The 24,658-nt window shown below is 71.3% G+C and carries 23 protein-coding genes; 7 read left to right on the plus strand and 16 right to left on the minus strand.

The window, feature by feature from the left end; genetic code table 11:
• Window positions 1–2: 2 nt before the first annotated feature.
• The 8 genes from pcaDC to LHJ74_RS30010 all read right to left on the minus strand — a co-directional run bounded on the left by pcaDC (window position 3) and on the right by LHJ74_RS30010 (window position 8,380).
• Window positions 3–1,274 (minus strand): bifunctional 3-oxoadipate enol-lactonase/4-carboxymuconolactone decarboxylase PcaDC, encoded by a 1,272-nt coding sequence (gene pcaDC, locus LHJ74_RS29975; protein WP_260221384.1) that lies wholly within the window; start codon window positions 1,272–1,274, stop codon window positions 3–5.
• Between the two features lie 257 nt (window positions 1,275–1,531).
• Window positions 1,532–2,182, minus strand: coding sequence for a hypothetical protein (locus tag LHJ74_RS29980; RefSeq protein WP_260221385.1), 651 nt, complete (start codon window positions 2,180–2,182; stop codon window positions 1,532–1,534).
• Complete coding sequence (locus LHJ74_RS29985; protein ID WP_375546867.1) at window positions 2,179–3,324, minus strand: ROK family glucokinase; 1,146 nt, start codon at window positions 3,322–3,324, stop codon at window positions 2,179–2,181. The genes LHJ74_RS29980 and LHJ74_RS29985 overlap by 4 nt, the downstream gene beginning before the upstream one ends.
• Before the next feature lie 666 nt (window positions 3,325–3,990).
• Window positions 3,991–4,773, minus strand: coding sequence for an ATP-binding cassette domain-containing protein (locus LHJ74_RS29990; RefSeq protein WP_260221386.1), 783 nt, complete (start codon window positions 4,771–4,773; stop codon window positions 3,991–3,993).
• On the minus strand, window positions 4,770–5,825 hold the full coding sequence (locus LHJ74_RS29995; protein WP_375546868.1) for an ABC transporter permease: 1,056 nt from the start codon (window positions 5,823–5,825) through the stop codon (window positions 4,770–4,772). Before LHJ74_RS29995 ends, LHJ74_RS29990 begins: the two co-directional genes overlap by 4 nt.
• Window positions 5,822–6,805 carry a sugar ABC transporter substrate-binding protein gene (locus tag LHJ74_RS30000; RefSeq protein WP_260221491.1) on the minus strand — a complete coding sequence of 328 codons (984 nt, stop codon included), beginning with the start codon at window positions 6,803–6,805 and terminating at the stop codon, window positions 5,822–5,824. Before LHJ74_RS30000 ends, LHJ74_RS29995 begins: the two co-directional genes overlap by 4 nt.
• Window positions 6,806–7,032: 227 nt before the next feature.
• Window positions 7,033–7,770 carry a GntR family transcriptional regulator gene (locus LHJ74_RS30005; RefSeq protein WP_260221492.1) on the minus strand — a complete coding sequence of 246 codons (738 nt, stop codon included), beginning with the start codon at window positions 7,768–7,770 and terminating at the stop codon, window positions 7,033–7,035.
• A 151-nt stretch (window positions 7,771–7,921) separates the two neighbouring features.
• The gene (locus tag LHJ74_RS30010; RefSeq protein WP_260221387.1) at window positions 7,922–8,380 is read right to left on the minus strand and encodes an ATP-binding protein; all 459 of its coding nucleotides are present in this window, start codon (window positions 8,378–8,380) and stop codon (window positions 7,922–7,924) included.
• 207 nt (window positions 8,381–8,587) lie between these two features.
• Between LHJ74_RS30010 and LHJ74_RS30015 the strand changes: the two genes are divergently transcribed.
• Window positions 8,588–9,451, plus strand: a complete 864-nt coding sequence (locus LHJ74_RS30015; RefSeq protein WP_260221388.1) for a Sco1979 family transcriptional regulator — start codon at window positions 8,588–8,590, stop codon at window positions 9,449–9,451.
• Window positions 9,448–9,684, plus strand: a complete 237-nt coding sequence (locus LHJ74_RS30020; RefSeq protein WP_260221389.1) for a DUF397 domain-containing protein — start codon at window positions 9,448–9,450, stop codon at window positions 9,682–9,684. Before LHJ74_RS30015 ends, LHJ74_RS30020 begins: the two co-directional genes overlap by 4 nt.
• 83 nt (window positions 9,685–9,767) lie before the next feature.
• Here LHJ74_RS30020 and LHJ74_RS30025 read toward each other — a convergent pair whose 3' ends face one another.
• The 4 genes from LHJ74_RS30025 to LHJ74_RS30040 all read right to left on the minus strand — a co-directional run bounded on the left by LHJ74_RS30025 (window position 9,768) and on the right by LHJ74_RS30040 (window position 13,596).
• Window positions 9,768–10,292 carry a GNAT family N-acetyltransferase gene (locus tag LHJ74_RS30025; protein ID WP_260221390.1) on the minus strand — a complete coding sequence of 175 codons (525 nt, stop codon included), beginning with the start codon at window positions 10,290–10,292 and terminating at the stop codon, window positions 9,768–9,770.
• A gap of 313 nt (window positions 10,293–10,605) precedes the next feature.
• The gene (locus LHJ74_RS30030; protein WP_260221391.1) at window positions 10,606–11,232 is read right to left on the minus strand and encodes a bifunctional 4-hydroxy-2-oxoglutarate aldolase/2-dehydro-3-deoxy-phosphogluconate aldolase; all 627 of its coding nucleotides are present in this window, start codon (window positions 11,230–11,232) and stop codon (window positions 10,606–10,608) included.
• An 87-nt stretch (window positions 11,233–11,319) separates the two neighbouring features.
• Window positions 11,320–12,288 carry a sugar kinase gene (locus LHJ74_RS30035; protein WP_260221392.1) on the minus strand — a complete coding sequence of 323 codons (969 nt, stop codon included), beginning with the start codon at window positions 12,286–12,288 and terminating at the stop codon, window positions 11,320–11,322.
• A 33-nt stretch (window positions 12,289–12,321) separates the two neighbouring features.
• On the minus strand, window positions 12,322–13,596 hold the full coding sequence (locus LHJ74_RS30040; RefSeq protein WP_260221393.1) for an ROK family protein: 1,275 nt from the start codon (window positions 13,594–13,596) through the stop codon (window positions 12,322–12,324).
• A 199-nt stretch (window positions 13,597–13,795) separates the two neighbouring features.
• Between LHJ74_RS30040 and LHJ74_RS30045 the strand changes: the two genes are divergently transcribed.
• Genes LHJ74_RS30045 through LHJ74_RS30060 form a run of 4 tightly spaced genes read left to right on the plus strand, consistent with a single transcriptional unit; the run spans window position 13,796 to window position 18,425 of the window.
• Entirely contained in the window at window positions 13,796–15,139 is a 1,344-nt protein-coding gene (locus tag LHJ74_RS30045; protein ID WP_260221394.1) for an ABC transporter substrate-binding protein, read from the plus strand.
• A 13-nt stretch (window positions 15,140–15,152) separates the two neighbouring features.
• Window positions 15,153–16,145, plus strand: coding sequence for a carbohydrate ABC transporter permease (locus LHJ74_RS30050; protein ID WP_260221395.1), 993 nt, complete (start codon window positions 15,153–15,155; stop codon window positions 16,143–16,145).
• Window positions 16,138–17,004: a carbohydrate ABC transporter permease gene (locus LHJ74_RS30055; protein WP_260221396.1), complete on the plus strand. Its 867-nt coding sequence runs from the start codon at window positions 16,138–16,140 to the stop codon at window positions 17,002–17,004. The genes LHJ74_RS30050 and LHJ74_RS30055 overlap by 8 nt, the downstream gene beginning before the upstream one ends.
• A gap of 59 nt (window positions 17,005–17,063) precedes the next feature.
• On the plus strand, window positions 17,064–18,425 hold the full coding sequence (locus LHJ74_RS30060; protein WP_260221397.1) for a GH1 family beta-glucosidase: 1,362 nt from the start codon (window positions 17,064–17,066) through the stop codon (window positions 18,423–18,425).
• A 92-nt stretch (window positions 18,426–18,517) separates the two neighbouring features.
• On the opposite strand, the gene alc is transcribed toward LHJ74_RS30060, so the two are convergent.
• On the minus strand, window positions 18,518–19,645 hold the full coding sequence (alc, locus tag LHJ74_RS30065; RefSeq protein ID WP_260221398.1) for an allantoicase: 1,128 nt from the start codon (window positions 19,643–19,645) through the stop codon (window positions 18,518–18,520).
• Entirely contained in the window at window positions 19,642–21,021 is a 1,380-nt protein-coding gene (allB, locus tag LHJ74_RS30070; RefSeq protein WP_260221399.1) for an allantoinase AllB, read from the minus strand. The genes alc and allB overlap by 4 nt, the downstream gene beginning before the upstream one ends.
• Window positions 21,022–21,342: 321 nt before the next feature.
• Here allB and LHJ74_RS30075 point away from each other — a divergent pair, with 321 nt between their 5' ends.
• Window positions 21,343–22,137: an IclR family transcriptional regulator gene (locus tag LHJ74_RS30075; protein WP_260221401.1), complete on the plus strand. Its 795-nt coding sequence runs from the start codon at window positions 21,343–21,345 to the stop codon at window positions 22,135–22,137.
• A gap of 25 nt (window positions 22,138–22,162) precedes the next feature.
• Here the strand turns inward: LHJ74_RS30075 and LHJ74_RS30080 are convergent, their stop codons facing one another.
• On the minus strand, window positions 22,163–22,480 hold the full coding sequence (locus tag LHJ74_RS30080) for a DUF5955 family protein (protein WP_260221403.1): 318 nt from the start codon (window positions 22,478–22,480) through the stop codon (window positions 22,163–22,165).
• 157 nt (window positions 22,481–22,637) lie between these two features.
• Complete coding sequence (locus LHJ74_RS30085) at window positions 22,638–24,629, minus strand: serine/threonine-protein kinase (RefSeq protein WP_260221405.1); 1,992 nt, start codon at window positions 24,627–24,629, stop codon at window positions 22,638–22,640.
• Between the last annotated feature and the right edge of the window lie 29 nt (window positions 24,630–24,658).

A 24,658-nucleotide genomic window follows, 5' to 3' on the forward strand; every position in this document is an offset into this window, starting at 1 on the left:
CATTATGGTGCGGTCTGCTCCTCCGGCGTGGTCTCTTCCTTGATGACGCGTTGCGCGACGGCGAACGCGGCGTTGGCGGCGGGCACCCCGCAGTAGACACCGGTGTGCAGCAGCACCTCCTTGATCTCCGCCGGGGTCAGACCGTTGCGGAGCGCGGCGCGCGTGTGGAAGGCCAGCTCCTCCAGGTGGCCCCCCGCGACCAGCACGGAGAGGGTGGAGACCGAGCGGGTACGCCGGTCGATGCCGGGGCGGTCCCAGATCTCTCCCCAGGTGTAGCGGGTGACGAAGTCCTGGAAGTCCTGGGTGAAGTCGTCGGCGGCCTCCGCCGCACGGTCGACATGGGCGTCGCCGAGCACCTCGCGGCGTACCTTCATCCCCGCGTCGTACGGGTCCACCCGCACGCTGGAGGTCTCGCCCGCCTCCAGTTCCGCCACGACGGTGGCCTGCGGCGGTGCCGGCGCGATGACCGGTGCCGGGGCGGGCGGTCCGGCGGCGGACTGCTGCCAGGTCGTCGTCAGATGGCGGATGAGCAGTTCGGTGACGGCGCCGGGCTGCTCGACCGGCACCAGGTGCGAGGCGCCGGGCACGATGGCGAGCCGGGCGTCCGGTATCCCGGCGACCAGCGCACGCGCGTCGGCCGGCGGGGTGGCCTCGTCCTCGGCGCCGGCCACGACCAGCGCGGGCACACCGATCCGGCCCAGCTCCTGCCGGATGTCGAAGGCGGCCATCGTCTCGCAGGCCGAGATGTAGCACCCTGGGTCGGTCGTCCGGACCATCTGCACGGCCCATTCGACGATCGCGGGCTGCGCGGTGGCGAATCCGGCGGTGAACCAGCGCTCCGGGGTGGAGGCGGCGATCGGGTCCAGGCCGTTGGTGCGGACCACGACACCCCGCTGCCGCCAGGCGTCGGGGGTGGTGTGTCTGGCCGAGCAGGAGATGAGCGCGAGCGAGGAGACCCGCTCCGGGTGGTCGAGCGCCAGCTGAGCGCCGATGGCACCGCCCAGCGAGCAGCCCGCGAAGCCGAACCGGTCAACGCCGAGCGCGTCGACGGTTGCCAGCAGGCGTTCGGCGAGGTCCGTCGCCGCGACGGCCGGATGCGCGGGTGCACCGCCGTGACCTGGCAGATCGAAGCGGAGCACCCGCCAGTGCCGGGTGAGTTCTGGTATCTGCCGGTCCCACATGTGCCAGGTCGCGCCGAGCGCGGGGCCCAGGACGAGTAGCGGTGCGTCGTCGGGGCCGTCGGTCCGATGCTGAAGGGTCTTCGTCTCGCTCACCCCCGCACGCTATCGAGGGAGGCGGGGCCTCCGCTTCACGGGTCCGGAAATCTCCCGGCCCGAGGTCGCCCGGCAGGCCACCGGAGAGGCCCTAAGAGCCCCTCACAGAATGGGCGGCCGATCAGCTTGCGGCGTCTGGTGCGTGCGCTCGCAAGGCGGAGGATCGTCCTCGTACTGGGCGTAGATGGACGACTCCGACAACGCGGCGAGCGCGCGTGCCAGGCGTCGCAAGCCGACCGCCCATTCTGTGAGGGGCTCTAAGGGCCCGTGAACCGCACGGTCGAGACCACATAGACCCGCGGCCGGTCCTTGGCCGTGGTGTCCACCGTGATGTTCAACTCAGGGGTGCTCTTGGACCGCTGGTACTCCAGGCCCGAGTAGGTGTGCCCCCGGCTCAGGAACCGCCAGCCGACCTCGGCCGCCTGCTTGTCGGTGATGGTGACACGGCCGTCCTCCAGCTTCGCCCGCTCGGTGCCGACCTCCTTGAGGAAGGTGCCCAGCTTCTTGTCCGTCGTACGGAACTGCACGTGCAGCGAGCTGGTCTTCCACGAGTTGGCCTCGTAGTGCGCGACATAGCTGGAGCCGAGCGGCAGCGGCACGTCGTAGATGCGCCGCTGCACCTTGCTGGGCCAGTCCCAGGTCAGGTTGTCCAGGGCCGCGTCCTTCTGCTTCTCCTGGCCGCTCTGCCGGCTGACGAAGGCGGACATCACCAGGTAGCCCGCCGGGATCGCGATGAGCAGCACGACGATCAGCAGCGTCACCATCCGGTGGCGCGGCCTGCGCGGGGGGCGCTGCCCGCTGCGCTGGCTCTGCGTCCGCGGTTCCATCGGCTCCCCGGAGGCGGTACGAGTGGTCGGCTCGGTCGGCGTGGTCGGTGTGCCGAGGCGTCCCGTGGACGAGGCGGTCACTGGCCCACCGCCCGGCGGAGGTTGTCGGCGGCGCGTTCGTACCGCTCGTAGCGCTCGAGTCTGCGACGGTTCGCGCGCCGGAAGCGGCGGGCGACCAGCCGGGCGAGGTCTGCGGCGCCGACCATGCCCGCCTCGGGACCGAGCTGTGCCTTGGCGATACGGGCCTCCGGCCGGTAGCCGCGGCCGGTCAGATGGCGCCGGAACGCCTCCCGCGCCGGATCGATGAGCAGTTCGTCGGCGGCACTGACTCCGCCGCCGATGACGAAGCAGCCCGGGTCGAGGGCGGCGGCGAGATTGGCGATCCCGATGCCCAGCCACTGGCCGATGTCCTGGAGCAGCTCCACGCACATCGCGTCGCCCGAACGGGCGAGCTCGGTGATCAGCGGCCCGGTGATGTCGCCGACCTGACCGCCGGTACGGGCGGTGATCCCGTAGGCGACGGGTGACTCGGCGGCAGCCAGCTCGCGGGCCTCCCGGACCAGCGCGTTGCCGGAGCTGTACTGCTCCCAGCAGCCGCGGTTGCCGCACGGGCAGCGGTGCCCGCCGGGCACCACCTGCATATGGCCGAACTCGCCCGCCACGCCGTACTTGCCGCGCTTGACCCGGCCGTCCTCCAGGATGGCCCCGCCGATGCCCGTACCGAGGGTGATCATCACCAGATGGTCCTCGCCCCGGCCGGCGCCGAAGCGCCATTCGCCCCAGGCAGCGGTGTTCGCGTCGTTGTCCACCATCACCGGGACCGCGAGCCGGGCGGTCAGCGCGTCCTTGAGCGGCTCGTCGCGCCAGGCCAGATGGGGGGCGAACAGCACACGGGAGCGGTCGGCGTCCACCCAGCCGGCGGCGCCGATGCCGACCGCGTGCACGTCGTGCCGGTCGGAGAGATCCAGCACCAGTTCGGCGATGGTGTCCTCGACGACCTTGGGGCTCTTGGACTTCTCCGGGGTCTCGGCGCGCACCTTCTCCAGGATGTGACCGTCGGCGTCGACGACACCGGCCATCACCTTCGTACCCCCGATGTCGATACCGACGGTGGGCACGCGGGGCGCGGACAGATGCGAGCGGCGCTCACGCGTACCGACGGTCCGCAGCACGCTCGCGCTGGGAGCGTTGCGCGGATACGCGCGGTCGCGGTACATGCTCACGCTGGCACACCTGCCGTCTGCGCGGAGCGGGTGCGATGGCGGCTGCGAGTGGGTGCGCGCAACGGTCGTCTCGTCTCTGCGTGATCTCGGTGGTCGGCCGGACAGGCATCAGAGCCCGCGTGCCGATTGTGCCACGTGGGGGTGAGGGGTCGTACGTTGCCGTGTGCGGCCGGGTGACCACCTGCGGAGCGTCTGCCCCCACCCGCCCGAGCCCGCCCCGCGGCCGCTGGCCGGGCTCGACCAGCCGTTGGGCCGACCATGCCTGGTCGGGCCCCCGCCCCGGCCGACTCGGGTCGTACCCCCGGGTCCGGCCCCCAGGCAGGACACCGGCCCCGGCACCAAGGCCGGAGGCGCGGCGGCCAGGCAACAGAGTTCTCCCAGGCGCACCCCGCGCGCCTCAGGCACCGGGCGGGTCCACCGGGAGGCGCCGGGGCCGGAAGCGAGCCGGGCAGCCGACGCCCGCCCGGCGGCATGCGACAGGCCCGCCCAGCGGTCCAGACCAGGCCGGGGTGGGGCGGCCAGGCAATCGAACTCCACCAGGCGCACTCCCCGCGCGCCGCAGGCGCCGCGTTGTCCGCCGGGCCGGAAGCGGGCCTGGCGGCTGGCGCACGCCCGGCGGTCCGCGCCCCGCCGCGGGGAGCGTGACGGGTGGGCGGGCGGGAAGCGTCAGGCGGTGTCGGTCCGGGACAGCTCGTGGCTGAGCTGTTCCAGTTCGCTTCCTCCCGACATCTGGCGCGTCAGCTCCTCGAGGCTGATCTCCTCCTTCTGGTAACTGCCCGCCATCTCCCCCCGCATCAGCAGGACGAAGCGGTCCCCGACCAGATACGCGTGGTGCGGGTTGTGCGTGATCAGGACGACGCCGAGCCCCTGGTCCCGTGCGGCGGTCACATACTTCAGCACCACCCCGGACTGCTTCACGCCCAGCGCGGCCGTCGGCTCGTCCAGCACCAGCACCTTCGCGCCGAAGTGCACGGCGCGGGCGATGGCCACGCACTGCCGTTCGCCGCCCGAGAGGGTGCCGATGGGCTGGTCGACGTCGCGCAGGTCGATGCCCATCCGCAGCAGCGCCTGGTGCGTCGTACGCCGCATGCGTTCGACGTCGAGCCGGGCGAAGGGGCCGCGGCCGATCGTGGGCTCGGAGCCGAGGAAGAAGTTCCGCCAGACGGGCATCAGCGGCACGACCGCGAGGTCCTGGTAGACCGTGGCGATGCCCCGGTTCAGTGCCTCGCGCGGCGAGCGGAGCCGGGCCTCCTCGCCCTCGATGGTGAAGTCCCCCGCGTCGTGCTGGTGCAGCCCGGCGATGATCTTGATCAGGGTGGACTTTCCGGCGCCGTTGTCGCCGAGCACGCAGGTGATCTCGCCCTGGTGGGCCTCCAGTGAGACCGCTTCGAGGGCCTTGATGTTGCCGTAGCGCTTGCTGACCCCGGTCAGCTCGATCAGGGCGCTCATGACTTCGCCTCCGCACGCTTGCGAATCCACGCGTTGAGCAGGGTGGCGAGCAGCAGCATCGCCCCGAGGAAGAACTTGAACCAGTTCGCTTCCCACTGCGCGTAGGTGATGCCCTTGTTCGTCATACCGAAGATCAGGGCCCCCACCGCCGCGCCGACGGCCGAGCCGTAGCCGCCGGTCAGCAGGCAGCCGCCGATGACGGCCGCGGCGATGTAGATCAGCTCGTTGCCGACGCCCTGGCCGGACTGGACCACGTCGTAGTTGAAGAGCAGGTGCTGACCGGAGATCCAGGCGGCGAACGCCACCCCCATGTAGAGGCCGATCTTGGTGCGGGCGACGGGGACGCCGACCGCGCGGGCGGATTCCGCTCCCCCGCCCACCGCGAAGATCCAGTTACCGGTCCGGGTGCGGAGCAGTATCCAGGTGGCCACGGCGACCAGCCCGAGCCACCACAGGATGGTGACCTGGAATTCGACGTCGAAGAGCGTCAGCTGCGAGGCGAAGAGGTCACGCGCGGAGGCGAACCCCTCCATGTCGCTGATGCTCTTGGTGGAGACGGTGCCGTTGATGAGTTCGGTCAGTCCGAGGTTGAGTCCGGTCAGCATCAGGAAGGTGCCGAGCGTGATGATGAAGCTGGGCAGCTTCGTACGCACCAGCATGATGCCGTTGAAGAGGCCGAGTGCCAGGGTGACCAGCAGTGAGACCCCGACGCCCACCCACACGTTCGCCGTCATCTGGTAGCTGAACATCGTCGAGACCAGCGCCGAACTGGTGACCATGACGCCGGTCGACAGGTCGAACTCGCCGCCGATCATCAGCAGGGCGACCGGCACCGCCATGATGCCGATCGTCGAGGAGTAGTACAGCACCGTGGAGAAGCTGGAGGTCTGCAGAAAGCTGTCGGCGACGAACGAGAAGAAGACGAAGACGGCGACCGCGCCGACGACGGCCCCCAGCTCCGGCCGGCGCATGAGCCGCCCCAGGGACTTGTGCCCCGGCTGGTCGCCCTCCCGCTCCGCGACGGCCGGCTCCGCCGTCGGGGCTGCCTTCATCGCGTCCCCCGTTCGGTGTACTTCTTCAGCGCGGGGGCGTCCTTCTTCGTGAGGATCTGCGGGCCGGTCAGTACGGGCTGGCCGCCGCCGAGCATGTTGCCGTTGGAGCGGTACAGCCACATCAGGTCGACCGCCTCGTAGCCCTGGAGGTAGGGCTGCTGGTCGACGGCGAAGCCGACCGAGCCGTCCTCCAGTCCGGCGGCGACCTTGGCGTCGAGGTCGAAGGTGTCGACCTCGGCGTCGCTGCCCGCCTGGTCCACGGCCTTGACGGCGGTGGCGGCGAAGGGCGCGCCCAGGGTGACGACCGCGTCGATCTTCTTGTCCGTCTGGAGCTTCGCGGTAAGCGAGGAGTCCACGTCAGGCATGTTCGTACCCTCGACGTAGAGCTTGTCGACCTTGCCCTTGAAGGTCTTCTCGATACCCGCGCAGCGCTGCTCGTGGCCGACGTTGCCCTGCTCGTGCAGGACGCAGAGGGCCTTCTTGCGGCCACGCTCGTTCAGCTCGGTCCCCACCGCCTCTCCGGCGATGTTCTCGTCCTGGCCGATGTGGCTGAGGGCCCCGAACGCCTTCGACTGGTCCTGTCCGGAGTTGATGGTGACGACCGGAATGCCCGCCTTGACCGCCTTCTTGACGACCTTCTCCATGGCCTCGGGCTTGGCGAGGGTGACGATCAGCCCGTCGACCTTCTTGTCGATCATCGACTGGACGAGCTGGGCCTGCCGCCCGGCTTCCTTGTCATGCCCGTAGAGGAACTCGATGTTGTCCTTGACGGCCGCCTGCTCGGCACCGCTCTGGACGATGTCCCAGTACGTGTCGCCCTCGCCGGAGTGCGTCACCATGGCGATCTTCCAGCGCGGGGTGTCCACGGCCGACTGGCCCTTGGACTGCTCCCGCTCCTCCTCGGCGCGCTTGCCGCCCGTGCTGCTGCACCCCGCCGCCAGGGTGGCGGCTATCACTGCCGCCATGGCGGCAGCCGTCATCCGCGGACGCCTGCTGCGCCTGCGGACCTTCTCCACCGTGGACACGTGGCCCTGTCCTTTCGACGCGGTTTCCGCCGCAGGTCATCGCGACCTCTGCGGATTTCGGACAAGTATCGGTCACCACTGCCGGAAAGCATCCCCCCGGGTCCTGCCCGGTCGTCGGCAGCGCATGGCGGATTTGTAGCGGGCCGGCTCCCCAGCGTCAATGGATCTCACACCCGACAGGCTCAGCTGCGGACGAGCAGCTGGAAGTCGAAGGCGTACCGGGAGGCGCGGTAGAGGTGGGAGCCGTACTCCACCACCCGCCCGGTGTCGTCGAAGGTGACCCGCTGCATGGTGAGCAGGGGGGCGCCCGGCTCCTCCCCCAGCAGTTCGGCCTCGGCCGGGCTCGCGGCGCGGGCGCCGATCGTCTGGCGGGCGCTGTGGAGGGTGATTCCCGCGCCGCGCATCAGCCGGTACAGGCCGGTGCGTTCCAGCTCCCCGGCCTCCAGCCGCAGCAGGTCCGGCGGCAGCTGGTTGCGCAGAAAGGCCACCGGTTCGCCGTGCGTCAGCCGCAGCCGTTCGAGCAGCCGCACCTCGGCGCCCTCGGCGACGGCCAGGGCGGCGGCGGCCTCCGCGTCCGCTGCCGTCGTCTCCAGCCTGAGCACCCGGGTGGCGGGACGCTGCCCCGCCGCCTCCAGGTCGTCGTAGAGGCTGCTCAGTTCCAGCGGGCGGCGGATCTGGCTGTGCACGACCTGGGTGCCGATGCCCCGGCGGCGCACCAGCAGGCCCTTGTCGACGAGTGCCTGTATCGCCTGCCGGACGGTGGGCCGGGAGAGGCCGAGCCGCCCGGCCAGCTCGATCTCGTTCCCCAGGAGGCTGCCCGGGGAGAGTTTTCCCCGCTCGATGGCGGCTTCGAGCTGCTGGGACAGCTGGAAGTACAGCGGGACCGGGCTGTTGCGGTCCACGCTGAGCTGGAGATCCACCGGTTCCTTCTTGGCCACGTGGGGAGCGTATCCCCCGGGCCGGGACACCGGAAGCGATACGTTCGGTTGTCCGGACAATCCGAGGCAGCCCCCTCGGTGCGGTGTGGCCGGTACGTCCCCCCGCGCCGTACCGGCCTCCCGCCTTGTGCGGTCAGGTGGAGATGGGACCCAACTCCACCCAGACCACACGGCCCTCGTCGTCCTCCGTGCGGTCCACGCCCCACTCCTCGGAGAGTGCGTCGACCAGCAGGAGTCCGCGCCCGTGCTCGTCATCAGGCGTCGCCCACCCGGGCAGCGGCACCGTCGTCTCGCTGCCCTGATCGTGGATCTCGATCCGCAGCCGGGTGCCGCCCCCGTGCAGCAGGCAGCTGATTCGTGAGCTGTCGCTGTGCAGCACGGCGTTGGTGAAGAGCTCGGAGACGAGCAACTGTGCGGTGTCGCACACGTCCGCCGGGAAGGCCCAGCGGCGGAGCTGCCGGCGCACGCGGCGCCGGGCGTCCGCCACTGCGGTGTCGTGGGCGGGAAGCTCGAAGCCCGCCCACAGCAGTTCGGTGTCCGCGCCGTCCTGTTGCGGCAGCGCGAGCACCGTAGTGCCACGAGGTAAGGCCACGGTTATTCCGCCTTCCGTCCACGAGTAGCTGGGGACTACCGAACGTCTCCCCGCACACTATCCAGCCCGCCAGGGGCAGATGGCAAGGGTCATTCTGCGAATTGCATAATAGGTGGCGCAGGCTGTTCGTTCCGTGGCTGGCATGTAACACTGCTTGTCCTACAGGCTGTTGACGCCTCAATGACTTACATCGCGAGGGAGGGGACGGTGCCTGACGCACGAACAGCACCGACCGTGGGACAGATCGTCCTCGGCCTCCGGCTGAGGGATCTGCGCGAACGGGCGGGGGTCACGTTCGAGCAGGCTGCCCGGGCGCTGAGTGTCAACCAGACGACGATCCGGCGCATGGAGAAGGCCGACGTCGGCCTGAAGCCGGTCTACGTGGAGAAGCTGCTTCAGGTCTACCAGGTGCCGGATTCGGAGACGGACTCCTTCCTGTCCCTGGTGGAGGAGGCCGGAAATCCGGGCTGGTGGCACCGCTTCCGCGACGTGCTGCCCGCTTGGTTCAGTCTCTACGTGAGCCTGGAGGAGGCCGCCGAAATCATCCGGGCGTACGAGCCGCACTGCGTGCCCGGACTGCTGCAGACGGCGGACTACGCCCGCGCACTGCTGCGGGTCGGCTTCCCGCACGGCCCGTCCGAGGAACTGGACCGCCGGGTCGCTCTGCGGATGGAGCGCCAGGCCCTGCTGACACGTACCAAGCCGCCGAGGCTGTGGACCGTGATCGACGAGACCGTGCTGCGCCGGCCCGTCGGCGGTCCGGAGGTCATGCGGGCACAGCTCGACCGGCTGATCCAGGCCGCCTCGCTGCCCAACGTCACGCTGCAGATCCTGCCGTTCAGCTCCGGGCCGCACCCGGGCATGTTCGGCCCGTTCCAGCTCTTCCGCTTCGAGATCCCCGAACTGCCCGACATCGTCTACAGCGAGAGCCTGACGGGGGCCGTCTACCACGATGAGCGCCCCGACACAGTGGCCTACCTGGAGGCCCTGGACCGGATGGGCGCGCAGGCCGCGCCGATAGGAGACACCGAGCAGATCCTCGGTGACCTGCGCAAGGAGTTTGGACCATGAATCGCATCTACAACGGCATGCCGGCCAAGGACCTTGGCGCCCAGGGGTGGCACAAGCCCTGGAGCGGCACCAACGGGGGAAACTGCGTCGAGGCGCTGAAGCTGCACGACGGCCGGGTGGCGCTGCGGCAGTCGAGTGATCCGGACGGCCCCGCACTCATCTACACGCCGCACGAGATCGAGACCTTCATAGAGGGCGCGAAGAAGGGCGACGCGGACTTCCTGCTGAACTGACCCCCGGCGCCCCACGCCGGTGCCGCCCCGGCTCCGGTGCTGCTCCACGCCAGTTCGTGGAGGGGCACCAGGGCGCCACGACGCTACTTTCGAAACACGCCCTGGGGCGTGTCGCCGAGCACCTTGTGCATGAAGGTGCAGGCGTCCGCCACCTGATGGGTCATCCCTGCCGCGTCCTCGTACGACCAGCAGGCAAGGTACGCCACCGACAGCTGGTAGCCCAGCCGCCCGTAGAGCGCTTCGGCGCGCGGGTTGTTCTTCTCCACGCCGAGGCCCGCCGAGCGCAGCCCCCGCTTCCTGACCAGGTCCTCGGCTGCGAGGAGGAGGAGGGCGCCGGTGCGCGGCGAGCGCAGCACGCCCGGCCAGAGACCGAAGCCGCTGAGCTCCGGGCAGCCGGGGTGCACCGCCCGCACCTCCGGGGCCGGGCAGCCGTCCCAGCGCACCTCGCAGCTGGCGACGGGCAACCCGCCCTGCCAGCCGACGAGAAGAGTCCCGGTGCCCTTCTGGTGCCGGGCAAAGCGCTCCGCGTGCCCGGAGGTTGTCCCCGGTGACGGCAACTGGCGCTCCAGAAGGGCGACATCATCCTCCCGGCATTCGGTGATCCTCATGGCTCGCTGATCCTCGTGGGCTGCGGTCGTGCTGTACGGGGGCCTCACCTGGCGTCCGGCCGCCTGCCGCCCGCCGCCTCGCACACCCCGCCGGGGCTGCGTGTGAGGGGTCTCCGGCTGAACTGCGAGTGGCGGCGCGGCCGTCCTGGCGCGCCTGTGTGCGTGCGTGTGCGCGTGCTGGGGTCTCTGCGTCCGGCACCGTCCGCGCCGTGGGAACGCAGCCTAGTGCCGTATCGGCCAAAGTTTCACCCTGGGCGCCCGTCCTGACGCCGCGTCAGAGGGGCCAGTGTCACGACGGGCCCCACGGCGGGCCCTACCGCGCGGCTTCCGCCAGCCGTCTGAGCAGGTCGGTGACCCGGGCACGGACGGCGGCGCCGTCGCCCTCGGCGAGCGCCGCGCCCATGCCGCAGGCGACGGCTCCGGCCGCGATCCATTCGGGTGCGGACCGGGGGGTGATCCCGCCCGTGGGCACCAGCGGTGCCTGCGGCAGCGCGGCCCTCACGTCCGAGACCCAGCGGGGACCGAGCGCCGAGGCGGGGAAGAGCTTCAGCGCGTCCGCGCCCAGTTCCAGTGCCCGTACCGCCTCGCTCGCGGTGGCCACCCCGGGGAAGACCGGTGCGCCGTAGCGGTGTCCGGTGCGGATCACCTCGGCGTCGAGATTGGGGCTGACCAGGAAGCGGGCACCCGCGTCCAGCGCGGTGCGGGCCGCGGCGGCGTCGAGCACGGTGCCCGCGCCGATCATCACGTCGTCGCCCGTCTCCCGGCGCAGCGCGGCCACCGCACCCGTGGCGCCGGGTGTGGTGAGCGAGATCTCCAGGCTGGTGATTCCGGCGTCGAGCAGGGCGCGGGCGGTCTCGGTCGCCCGCTCGGCGCTGTCGGCGCGCACGATGGCCAGGACGCGCTGTGCCAGCGCGGCGCGGGTGATCTCCCAGCGGTACACGGCGGTTCGCCACCCTTCCGGTCCAGTCGGCGGCGCACAGGAGGGCCCGTGCGCCGATTCGGCGTGCGCGGTCGAACGGCGGGCCGTTCAGCGGTGTACGGAGTCGGCGCCGCCGAGTATGGAGTCGAGCGTGCGGTCACGGCACTCGGCCGACGGCAGCCCCTCGGTGTCGGAGGGTGCCTGCACGGCGAGCGCGGCCACGCACGCGGCCTCGGCCAGCGCCCGCTGCGGCGCGACGCCCCGCAGCCAGGCGGAGAGCCATCCCGACGCGAACGCGTCCCCCGCCCCCACCGGGTCGGCGACCCGTACCGGGAAGGGCCGCTGCTCCCAGCGTCCCGAGCGGCTGACCGCCGTCGCCGAGTGGTCCCGGCGCTTGATGACGACGGCACGGGCGCGGCCCAGTTCCAGCAGCGCCTTGGCGCCCTCCTCGGCGCCGCCGCCGAGCAGCAGCTCCAGTTCGTCCTCGCCGGCCAGCACGAGGTCGGCCTCCCGCAGCAGCGGCCCGACCGTACGGATCCACTCGTGCTCCGTGCCGAGCTTGCTGCGCACGTTGGGGTCGAAGGAGACCGCCGCGCCCGCGCGCCGTGCGAGTTCGATCAGGCTGCGGGTCGCGTCGGCGGCGGACGGCGAGAGCATGGGGGTGATGCCGGTGAGGTGCAGCAGCCGCGCTCCGGCCAGCGCGTCCGGGCCGATGTGTGCGGGCTCCAGTGCGGCGGCGGCCGAACCGGTGCGGTAGTACTGCACGTCGATCGCGCGCCCGGGGTGGCTGTCGCGCAGCAGCAGTCCGGTGGGGGCCTCCGGGTCCCTCCCGGCGTACGAGACGTCCACGCCGTCGGCGCGCAGCTCCCGCAGCACGGCGTCGCCCGCCGGGTCCGCGCCGAGCCGCCCGAGCCAGCGCACCTGGTGCCCCAGGCGGGCCAGGCCCGCGGCGACGTTGGATTCGGCGCCCGCGACCGAACGGCGGAAATGCACCGCCCGCTCAAGCGGTACGCCCGGCTCGGCGAGCATGAGCAGCATCGCCTCGCCGCAGGTCACCGCCTCCGGTCCAGCTGTCACCACTACCTCCGTGCCGCCGCCCCGTCACACGCCCTAGTGCTGAACGCTACCGGTCCGCCTCTTGATCAGCATCCTCGGGGGCCCCTCCTGCTGACCGCCCGCGTCCAGGAACCCGCGCAGCGGCAGCGTCGCCGCGCCGACGGTGACGGCGTCGGGCCCCAGCCTGCCGAGTTCGATGACGGTGCTGGCGGCCGGATGGCGCAGCGCGTGCCGGGCGGCGCTGCGGCGTACGGCGGGCAGCAGCCGGCGGCCGAGGGCCAGCCCGGCCCAGCCGCCGAGCACGATGCGCTCGGGGTTGAAGAGATTGACGAGGTCGGCGATGCCCGCGCCGAGGTACTCCGCGGTCTCCTGGAGCACCGTCTCGGCGGGCTCCCCGTCCGAGGCCAGCAGTCCGGCCAGCGCGGCTTCCTCGTCGGTGTCGTGCTGCACCCCGCCCGCCTCCCGCCAGCGGCTCAGCACGGCGCCCGCCCCCACGTACGCCTCCAGGCAGCCGAGGGCCCCGCAGCGGCACGTACGGCCGCCGAGGTTCAGCACGGTGTGGCCCCACTCGCCCGCGCTGCTGGTGGCTCCGCCGTACGGTTCGCCCGCGGTGACGACGCAGGCGCCGACGCCGGAGCCGATGAGGGCGATGACGGCGTCCTTGGCGCCGCGGCCCGCGCCGAACCACATCTCGGCCTGGCCCATCGTGCGGGCGCCGTTGTCGATGAGCAGGGGCACCTCGGGGGCGAGGGCGGGGAGTTCCCGCTGAAGGCCCCGGCGCAGCCGGGCCTCCAGCGGTACGGCGTCCCAGCCGATCGTCTGGCCGTGGACGACGGTGCCGTCCGGGGTGTCGTGTTCCACGATGCCGGGGACTGCGATGCCGACGCCGACGAGCCGCCCGGCGGGCGGGCCCGCCGCGTCGAGCACGGTGCCGAGGCCGTCGAGCACATGGCGGACGACCCGGTCCGCGTCGTGTCCCGCGTCGTCGAGCGGGCGCTGCGCGCGAGCGACCTCCTTGAGCGCGAGGTCGAACAGCTCGACGCGGACGCGGGTTTCTCCGACGTCGACTCCGATGAGGCAGCCGCTGTGCGGGGCGACGCGCAGCAGGGTGCGCGGCCGGCCGCCGTCGGACTCCACCGAGCCCGCCTCCTCCAGCAGGTCGTCGGCGAGCAGGTCGGCCACCACGTTGCTGATGGAGCCGGAGCTGAGGGCGGTGAGCGGGCCCAGCTCCTGGCGGCTGAGAGGGCCTTCGAAGTAGAGCCTCCGCAGAACCGCCGCGCGGTTCGTGCGCCGCAGGTCGCGCACGGTGCGTTTGTGCCGCTCAGCCATCTGGCTCCTCACTCGGGCCCGGGGACGGATCGCCCGCCCGGTCAAATCTATCTGTGTCCCGGGTCTTGACGCGACCCTTGTTCACTACTTAACTCACGACATAAATTAACTCGCGAACTCCTTTCAAGAGTCGAACACGCGAGCTCCCTCGCTCTGCCCCCTCCCGCAGCACAGCCACCTCCCGGAGAGGCCACCGATCATGCGCACACGCCCTCACTCCCCCGCCGCGCCGCGGCGCCGCAGAACCGCCGCCCTGGCCGCCACCGCCGCGTTCGCCCTGCTGGCGACCGCATGCGGGGGCGGCAGCACCGGCGGCGACAAGGGCTCGAACGACAGCCCGGACTCGCTCACCTACTGGGCGAGCAACCAGGGCAGCAGCATCGAGCACGACAAGGAGGTGCTCGAACCGGAACTGGAGAAGTTCGAGAAAGAGACCGGCATCGAGGTCAAGCTCGAAGTCGTGCCCTGGGACAGCCTGCTGGACCGGATCCTGGCAGCCACCTCCTCCGGCCAGGGCCCCGACGTCCTCAACATCGGCAACACCTGGTCCGCCTCACTCCAGGCCACCGGAGCGCTGCTGCCCTGGGACGCGAAGAACCTGGAGAAGATCGGCGGCAGGGACCGCTTCTCCTCCTCGGCCCTCGCCGCGGCCGGTGCCGAGGGCAAGGACCCGGCGGCCGTACCGCTCTACTCGCTCGCCTACGGCCTCTACTACAACAAGAAGATGTTCGCCGACGCCGGCATCGAGAAGCCCCCGGCCACCTGGGAGGAGTTCCAGGAGACCGGCGAGAAGCTCACCAAGGACGGGAAGTACGGCCTCGCCGTCGAGGGCGGCAACCCGGTCGAGAACGCGCACCACGCCTTCGTCTTCGGCAAGCAGCACGGCGCCGACTTCTTCGACATCGCCGGAGAGCCCACCTTCGACGGCCCCGAGAACGTCGCCGCCGTCAAGCAGTACATCGACTTCCTCGGCAAGGACGGCATCGCCGCCGAGGGCAACGCCGAGTACACGAAGAACGAGTCGGTCCGCGACTTCGCCACCGGCAAGGCCGGGATGCTGATGTGGCAGGCCGCCGCCTCCTCCCTCGCCTCACACGGCATGAAGCCCGACGAGTACGGCGTCGTACCCATCCCGCTTCCCGGTGCGGAAGCCGGCACGGACGCCCAGATCAACTCCATGGTCGCCGGCATCAACATGTCCGTCTTCAAGAACACGGACAACATCGACGGGGCGCTGAAGTTCGTGGAGTTCATGACCTCGACCGAGGAGCAGACGATCCTCAACAGCGCCTACGGCTCCATCCCGCCGGTCGAAGAGGCCGCGAAGGACAAGGCGTTCAGCACCCCCGACCTCAAGGTGCTGCGCAAGGTGCTCGCCGAATCCTCCGCGCCGCTGCCCCAGGTCCCCGACGAGTCCAAGTTCGAGACGCTGGTCGGCACCGCGATGAAGGAGCTGTTCGCCCAGGCCGCCGCGGGCAAGGAGGTCACCACCGGGGACATCAAGGAACGGCTGACCGAGGCCCAGCAGCAGATGCAGAAGTGAGGCCGCGGCACCGATGACCACCGTCACCACGCGCCCCACCGCGCCGCCTCCGGGACCGCCCGTCAAGTCCCGGCGGCGGCGTGGGCCGCGCCTCTCCGCCCGGGTACGCCGCGCCGGTCTGCCGTATCTGCTGCTGCTGCCCGCGGTGCTGCTCGAACTGCTCATCCACATAGGCCCGATGGCCGTCGGCATCTGGATGAGCTTCCGGGATCTCACCCAGCAGTACATCCGCACCTGGGACACCGCGCCCTGGGTCGGCCTGGACAACTTCAGCGTGGCCGTGGACGTCGACGCCCCGGTGGGCGAGGCGCTGCTCCAGTCCTTCTTCGTCACCTGCGCGTTCACCGTGCTCGCCGTCGGCCTCGCCTGGCTGCTGGGGGTCACGGCGGCCATCCTGATGCAGGAGAACTTCGGGGGCCGGGGCGCGCTGCGGGGCTTCTTCCTGACCCCGTACGCCCTGCCCGTCTACGCCGCGGTCATCACCTGGTCCTTCATGCTCCAGCGGGACAACGGCATGGTGAACCACGTGGTCCACGAGCAGCTCGGACTCACCGAGACCCCGCCGTTCTGGCTGATCGGCGACAACAGCTTCGTCTCACTCGTCGTCGTCGCCGTCTGGCGCACCTGGCCGTTCGCCTTCCTGATCATCATGGCGGCGCTCCAGAACATCCCGCGCGAGCTGTACGAGGCCGCGCAGGTGGACGGTGCGGGGATCTGGCAGCAGATCCGGAAGATCACGCTGCCCTCGCTCCGGCCCGTCAACCAGGTGCTGGTCCTGGTCCTTTTCCTGTGGACGTTCAACGACTTCAACGTGCCGTACCTGCTGTTCGGCAAGGCCGCGCCGGAGTCGGCCGACCTCATCTCCATCCACATCTACCAATCGTCCTTCGTCACCTGGGACTTCGGGGCGGGCGCGGCGATGTCCGTACTGCTGCTCCTCTTCCTGATGGTGGTGACGGCCGTGTACCTGCTGGTGACCAGCCGGGAGAGGAAGCACGATGGCTGACACGATCCGGCGGTCACCGACGGCACCGCCGAACTCCTTCATGTGGACCCGGCGCGTCATCCTGACGCTGCTGGCGCTGTTCACGGCCGTGCCCCTCTACGTGATGATCAGCAGCTCCCTCAAGCCGCTGCACGACGTCACCGGCTCGTTCCAGTGGATCCCCAGCGAGATCACCTTCAGCGCCTACGTCGACATCTGGGACACCGTCCCGCTCGCCCGCTACTTCCTGAACTCGCTGATCGTGGCGGGCGCGGCGACCGCGTGCTCGGTCGTGATCGCGACGTTCGCCGCCTACGCGGTCAGCCGCTACCGCTTCCGCGGCAGGCGGGTGTTCACCGTCACGATCCTCTCCACCCAGATGCTGCCCGGCATCCTCTTCCTGCTGCCGCTGTTCCTGATCTTCGTCAACATCGGCAACACCACGGGCATCGCGCTCTACGGCTCACGCGGCGCGCTGATCCTCACCTATCTCACCTTCACCCTCCCCTTCTCCATCTGGATGCTGATCGGTTACTTCGACTCCATCCCGCGCGACCTGGACGAGGCGGCGATGGTCGACGGCTGCGGAGCGCTCGGCGCGCTGTTCCGTGTCGTGGTGCCCGCCGCCGTGCCCGGGATCATCGCCGTCACCATCTACTCCTTCATGACGGCCTGGGGCGAAGTCCTCTTCGCCTCCGTCATGACCAACGAACAGACCCGCACCCTGGCCATCGGCCTCAACGGCTACGCGACCCAGACCCAGGTGTACTGGAACCAGGTGATGGCCGCCTCCCTGGTCGCCAGCTTGCCCATCGTCGCCGGGTTCCTGCTGCTCCAGCGCTACCTCGTCGCCGGGCTCACCGCCGGAGCCGTCAAGTGACCAGCTCGCCGGCGAACGGCGCTCCGGCGCATTCCTCCATACCGTACGAAAGGCAGTCCGTGAACGACCTGTCCCCCTTCCCGCTGCCCGCCGACTTCCGCTGGGGCGTCGCCACCGCGGCCTACCAGATCGAGGGCGCCGCCGCCGAGGACGGCCGCTCTCCCTCGATCTGGGACACCTTCTCGCACACCCCCGGCGCGGTCGCGGGCGGCGACACCGGAGACGTGGCCTGCGACCACTACCACCGCTGGCCGGAGGACCTCGCCCTGATGCGGCGGCTGGGCGTGGACTCCTACCGCTTCTCCCTCGCCTGGCCGCGCATCGTCCCCGGCGGCGACGGCGCGGTCAACGAGGCCGGGCTCGCCTTCTACGACCGGCTCACGGACGCCCTGCTGGAAGCCGGGATCACCCCCTTCCCCACCCTCTACCACTGGGATCTGCCGCAGGCCCTCCAGGACCGGGGCGGCTGGCCCGCGCGCGAAACCGCCGAGCACTTCGCCGCGTACGCGGCCGTCGTCGCCGAGCGGCTCGGTGACCGCATCACCCACTGGGCCACCCTCAACGAACCGCTCTGCTCCGCCTGGATCGGCCATCTGGAGGGCCGGATGGCGCCGGGGCTCACCGACATCGACGCGGCCGTACGGGCCTCCCACCACCTGCACCTGGGCCACGGGCTGGCCGTGCAGGCGCTGCGCGCCGCGGTGCCGGGGGCGCAGATCGGTGTCGTCAACAACCTCACCCGGTGCGAGCCCGCCACCGACAGCGAGGCCGACGTCGCCGCGGCCCGGCGTGCCGACGGCCACACCAACCGCTGGTGGATGGACCCGATCCACGGCCGCGGCTACCCGGAGGACATGCTCGCGGTCTACGGCGTCGACGTGCCGGTCAAGCCGGGCGATCTGGAGACCATCGCCGCCCCGCTGGACTGGCTCGGCCTGAACTACTACTTCCGGACCGTCGTCGCCGACGACCCCGACGGACCGCCGCCGCACGTCCGCCCGGTCGACACCCCGGGCGCCCCCCGTACCGGAATGGACTGGGAGATCCACGCGGAGAGCCTGACCGCCACGCTCCGCCGGATGAGTGAGGACTACGGCGCCCAGCACCTGTACGTGACGGAGAACGGCTCGGCCTACCCCGACACGCTCGGGCCCGACGGGCAGGTGCACGACCCGGAGCGCACCGCCTATCTGGAGGAGCACCTGGCCGCCTGCGCGGAGGCCGTACGGCAGGGCGTGCCGCTGGAGGGCTACTTCGCCTGGTCGCTGCTCGACAACTTCGAATGGGCCTACGGCTACGAGAAGCGCTTCGGTCTCGTCCACGTCGACTACGCGACCCAGAAGCGGACGATCAAGGACAGCGGACACCGCTACGCCGACATCGTCGACTCCCACCGCCGCCACAGCCGCCGCGCGGCCTGACCCGCCCCCTGACCCCCGCCTCCACCCCACACCCTGAGCCGGGCCCGCCATGGCGGGCCCGGCTCAGCCGCGTGTGCTCGGCGGGTGCGGGATCAGCCGCCCAACTCCCGGTGGCGAGCCGCCAGCTGCTCGGCACCGTCGGCGGTGAGCGAGCCGTACACCCGCAGCCGGGCGATGCCACCGTCCGGGAAGATGTCGATCCGCACATGCGTCACCGCAGGCGCCTCCTCCAGCGGGAAGCGGTGCACCGTGTCCGGCTGGAGCCTGGTGCGCGGCAGCAGTTCGCGCCACTCGCCGTCCTCGCCGTCCTTGCCCAGCAGCGTGGCCCAGCCCGCCGCGTTGCCCTTGAGATACCCGGTGTCGATCTCGACGGCCCGGGGCACGGACCGGCCGGTGAGCGCGTAGCGGATCCAGTCGTTGCCCTTGTCACGCCGCCGCCGCGTCTCCCAGCCGTCGTCCATCTTGCGCGAACGGCCGGGCTGGACGGTGTTCGTGGGCGGCGAGTAGAAGCGGTCGGAGGCGTCCTGGACGGCACCGCCGTTCTCCAGCGCGACCAGGTCGAAGGTGCCCAGCGTGGCCAGCCAGCCGGGATCAGGCGCCACCTCGCCGTAGACCCGCAGCCGGGCGATGCCGCCGTCCGGATGCTGCCGCAGCCGCAGGTGGGTGAAGCGGGCTTCGGCGGTGACCGTGAACCCGTTGGCGGCGTGGCCGCCGATCGCCGTACGCGGCAGGATCTCGGTCCACTTGACGTCCTCGCCGAGCAGCGCCTCCGGGGAGGGTGCACCCGGTACGGAGGCGGCCTGTACCGACACCTCGTGCGGGTAGTTGCCGCGGAAGTGCGCGGTGTCCACGACCAGTCCGCGGATCACACCGGGTGCGCCGAGCCGGATCAGCGCCCAGTCGTGGTCCTCCTCGTGCGGGTGCGGCACCTCGGCCGAGACGCCGCGCCGCCGCCGGGTCTCCCAGCCGTCCATGATCTTGCCCTTGTGGCCGAAGCGCTCCGGGTCGAACTCGGCCGGGCCGGGCCTGAGCAGGTTCTCGCGCTCGGCGAAGAACTCGTCGTTCGCCGCGATGACGCCCGCACCCAGCTCCCGCCCGGCCAGGTCGGTGAGCGCCGCGAAGGGGAAGTCGGCGGTGCGGTAGTCGGCGTACGGGTCGCCGCCCGGGTAGGGGCTCGCGTCACCGGTGAAGTGGGGGGTCACGGGGGCATCTGCGGTCATACGGCGTTCCTCTCGATGAGTCGTCCGGTCCTGTGGTCGGTGGTGCGCCCGTCGTCGGTGGTGCACCCGTCGTCGGTGATCTGCCGCCCGCGCTGCCAACTGGAGCGGACCACGCCGTGCAGCGTCCGCCCCGCGTAGGCGGTCACCCGGTTGCGGTGGTGCAGCGCCGCCGGGTCCACCGTGAAGGTCTCCTCCGGTGCCAGGACGGCGAAGTCGGCGTCGCGGCCCGCCTCGATGGCACCCTTGCCCGTCAGTCCGGCCAGCCGGGCGGGGCCCGTCGACATCCAGCGGGCGACGTCCGCCAGGGAGTGGCCGCGCGCCCTGGCCGCCGTCCACACGGCGGGCAGCCCGAGCTGGAGCGAGGAGATGCCGCCCCAGGCGTCCAGGAAGTCGGGGGTCTTGAGGTCGGTCGTGCAGGGCGAGTGGTCGGAGACCACGCTCTCGATGACGCCGTCGGCCAGGGCCTGCCACAGGGCATCCTGGTTCGCCTGTTCCCGGATCGGCGGGCAGCACTTGAACTCGGTGGCGCCGTCGGGGACTTCCTCGGCGGTGAGGGTGAGGAAGTGCGGGCAGGTCTCGACGCTCAGCCGTACGCCCTCCCGCTGGGCGGCGGCGATCATCGGCAGCGCGTCGCCGGAGGAGAGATGCAGGACGTGCACCCGCGCGCGGAGCCTGCGGGCGAGCGCGATCAGCAGGGCGATCGCCTCGTTCTCGGCGGCGCGCGGACGGGAGGCGAGGAAGTCGGCGTAGCGGGGGCCGTGCTGCTGCGGGGCGGCGGCCAGATGGCCGGGATCCTCCGCGTGCACGATCAGCAGTCCGTCGAAGGAGGCGATCTCGGTGAGCGCGGTTTCCAGCGCCGCCGGGTCCAGCTCCGGGAACTCCTCGACGCCGGAGGGGGAGAGAAAGCACTTGAAGCCGAACACCCCCGCCTCGTGCAGCGGGCGCAGCTCCCGCGCGTTGCCCGGCACGGCGCCGCCCCAGAAGCCGGTGTCGATGTACGCCTGCTCCCGTGCCACCTCCTGTTTGACGCGCAGACTGCCGACGGTCGTGGTCGGCGGAAGGGAGTTGAGCGGCATGTCCACAAGGGTGGTGATGCCACCGGCGGCGGCGGCCCGGGTGGCGCTGGCGAAGCCTTCCCACTCGGTGCGTCCGGGGTCGTTCACATGGACATGCGTGTCGACGAGCCCGGGGAGGAGTGCGTCGTCCCCCACGTCGACCAGCCGGGCGGCGGCGGGCACCCCGGCGCCGTACGGAAGCACCGCCGCGATGCGGCCGTCCGCGACGGCCACGGAGGCGGCCCGGACTCCCTCGGGGGTGATGACGCGCGTCGAGCGCAGTACGAGTGACACCTCGGGTCCGTCCGGCGCTTCCGGCAACGCGGTTCTCCTTCTGCTCTCGTACGGCTTTTGCTCTGACACACTTCCGCATAGTGGAAATTAAACGTTCTGTTGAGAATTCTTCATCCTGGAGCCCTCCTGCGTCAAGGGTGTCCAGGGCTGTGAATTCCACCTAATGGAAGTACACTTCCGATGAGTAGAAGTGCACACCCAAGGCACCGCACGGCTGCCGGACCTCGCGCAGACTCCGCAGTGCCCGTGCGGACCAGCCGTGACCGGCGACAACGTCGGGCGGGCGGCCGGGTCGCCGGAGCATCAGAGCGGTAACATGCGCCACGACCGCCAGGAAAGGAACGCGAAGTGCCGCCGTCCGCCGAGCACAAGCCCACCTCCGCCCCCGCCCCCTCGGGCGGCGTCCAGTCCCTGGAGCGCGCCTTCGACCTGCTGGAGCGGATGGCCGACTCCGGAGGCGAGGTCGGGCTCAGCGAGCTGGCAGGCAGCAGCGGCCTCCCGCTGCCCACCATCCACCGGCTGATGCGCACCCTCGTGGCCTGCGGCTATGTACGCCAGCAGCCCAACCGGCGCTACGCCCTGGGCCCCCGGCTGATCCGGCTGGGCGAGAGCGCCTCCCGGCTGCTCGGCACCTGGGCCCGCCCGCATCTGGCCCGGCTGGTCGAGGAGACCGGCGAGACGGCGAACATGGCGCTGCTCGACGGCGACGAGGTCGTCTACGTCGCACAGGTGCCCTCACGGCACTCGATGCGGATGTTCACCGAGGTGGGCCGCCGGGTGCTGCCGCACTCGACCGGGGTCGGCAAGGCGCTGCTCGCGCACACCCCGCCCGCGGAGGTGCGGGCGCTGCTGGCGCGTACCGGGATGCCCGCGGCCACCGAGAAGACGCTGACCACGCCGGACGCGTTCCTCGAGGCCCTCGCGCACGTACGGGAGACCGGTTACGCGATGGACGACAACGAGCAGGAGATCGGCGTGCGCTGCATCGCCGTGTCCGTGCCGGACTCGCCCACGGCCGCGGCGATCTCCATCTCCGGCCCGGCGGGTCGGGTCACGGAGGCGGCGACCGACAAGTTCGTCCCGCTGCTGCACGAAGTCGCCGGGGAGCTGTCCACCGCCCTGGCCGGGGCGAACTCGGCCTGATCCAACCGGCCCGGCCCGACAGGCCCTAGCGCCGCGTCCGGCAGGGCTCGCCGAAGAGCTCTATCGCCTGGCGCAACTCCGCCAGTGAGGCACCGAGCGCGCTCACCGAACCGAGCGCCGAGGCGAGCACCAGCAGGGACCGCCGCAGCCTGGGCACCTCGGGTATGCCCCCGCAGGTTATGGCGTCGAGAGCGGTGAGTTCCTCCTCCGCGGCCTGCCGGTCCGACAGGTCCGCGGGATGCGCGGCGAGTTCACGCCGCACCCGGTCAACTGCCCTGCGCAGGCCGGTGACGCGCGGATCCTCTCCGCCCTCCGCCACGGCCCGCCGGCCCGCAGTCTCCATGCGCAATGCTGGTCTCTCCCCCCACGGGTGTTCGCGGCCTCCCCGTGCTGCCCTCACGCGAGAGGTTCGCACAGTAAACGCCACTCTCCGCGCATCCCGCCACACGGAGGGCGAAATTCAGGCCGCTATTGTTATCACTCCGTGCCCCGGAGCAGCCTCACTCGTAGAGACCGGAATCCGAATCCTCCACCGCGAGCGCGTTGCGCCACACGGTGAGGTCGAGTTTCACGAAGTCGCTGGGGTCGGACTCCGGTGCCATGCCCTTGAAGGTGATCAGCCCGAGGTGGCCGGAGGAGGTACGGACACAGACCTGCGACCCCTTGGTCAACTGGCTGAAGCTGACCTTCTCCGCGTACCGGGTCTCGTTGCGGCAGGTCTCCAGGGTGCCCTTCTGCGCGTTGTTCAGCAGGATGAGGTTGTTGCCCTGCTGCGTGTTCAGCTCCTTGTCCCCGAAGCTGTTGTCGTAGGCGATGTCCTGCTCCGTCTCGCCGTCGTCGGGCTTCACCGGGTCGCTGGCGAAGTAGAGGTGGTATCCCTCGGGCAGGTTGATGCCGTTGTACTCGACCGGTTCCGGATCCGGCAGCGGTTCCGTGCCGCTCCCGTCCTGACCGGCCGAGGCGCCGTCGCTCGGCTCGCCCGTCGCGTCCGGCTCGGGTGCCTCCGTGGGATCCGCTCCTTTGTCCTCCGCCTTCGCGTCGGAGTCCCCCGAGTCCCCGGAGTCGCCGGCCGCCGCGTTGTCCCCGGAACCGCCCTTGTCGTCGTCCTGACTCAGCACCACGGCGGTCGCGCCGCCCCCCGCGAACACGAGCACGGCCGCCAGCACGAGGAGGATCGCCTTGCTCCTGCCGTTCTTCTTCACCGGCTCCGGGGTGGCGGCACCCGGCTGGCCGGGCTGGGTCCGTACCAGCGGTGTGGTCCCGGTGCCCGGCGTGCCATGGCCCGGCATGCCGTGCTGGGCTCCGGAGTCGAGCATCGTGGCGGCGGGCCCGAAGCCGGGAGGCGGGGTCTGCGCGCCGGGAGGCGGGGTGGCAGCGGGCTCCGCGGAGGTGGCGGCAGGCGCGGCAGGCGCGGCAGGCGCGGCAGGCGCGGGCTGCGCCGGAGCAGCCGGGTGCGGCTCAGCCGTGGGCACGGGGGGCGCCGCGGGGGCCGCCGGTGCCGGCCCTGCGGAGGGCATCGGGGGCTGTGCGGGCGGCGCGCCCGCGGGCGGGGCCATCGGCGGCGGCGGTGTCATCGGCGGCGCCGGAGCGGCGGCCCGTCCGGTGATGTCCGCGGCGACCGCGACGGGCAACCAGTCCTCGGGGCGCCGCAGTTGGGTCTCCGCCGACGCCGTCCGGCACAGGCCGATGACCTCCTCGACCGAGGGCCGCTCCGCCGGGTCCTTCCGCAGGCAGCGGGACACCAACTCCCGCAGCTCCTCCGGAAGTGCGCTCAGCCGGGGCTCCTCGTGCACGATGCGGTACAGCACCGCGTGTCCCGTGCCCTCGCCGAACGCGGGGATTCCCATCGCGGCGAACGAGGCGACCTGGCCCAGCGCGAAGATGTCCGTCGCCTCGGTGACGCTCTCACCGGACGCCTGTTCGGGGGCCATGAACGACGGTGTGCCCACGGTGACACCACTGCCGGTGAGCGACGTCGCGTCGGCCGCCCGTGCGATGCCGAAGTCGATGACACGCGGACCGTCGGAGGCCAGCAGTACGTTGGACGGCTTGAGGTCCCGGTGCACGATGCCCGCGCCGTGGATCACCTGGAGCGCCTCCGCGATGCCCGCGACCAGCAGCAGTACGGTCGGCGCCGGCAGCTTGCCGTGCTCGCCGATCGCGTCCGTCAGCGAGGGTCCGGGCACGTAAGCGGTGGCAAGCCAGGGGTTCTTGCTCTCGGTGTCGCAGTCGATGACCGGCGCCGTGTAGAGGCCCTGCACCCGCTGGGCGGCCCGTACCTCCTGCTGGAAGCGGCGCCGGAACTCCGCGTCCTCACTGAACTCGGGCCGGATCACCTTGATCGCCACGGGGCGGCCGCCCGGCGTGTACGAGAGGTAGACCTTCCCCATGCCGCCCGCGCCGAGCTTCGCCGTCAGGCGGTAGCCCGCCAGCGTCCGCGGGTCGTCCCCGTCCAGTGGCTGGAACACTCCGGCACTCGCATCGCTGCCCATCAACTGCTGAACCCCGCCCCTGTGATTGG

The organism is Streptomyces gossypii (assembly GCF_025165795.1).
GTDB classification, from domain to species: domain Bacteria; phylum Actinomycetota; class Actinomycetes; order Streptomycetales; family Streptomycetaceae; genus Streptomyces; species Streptomyces gossypii.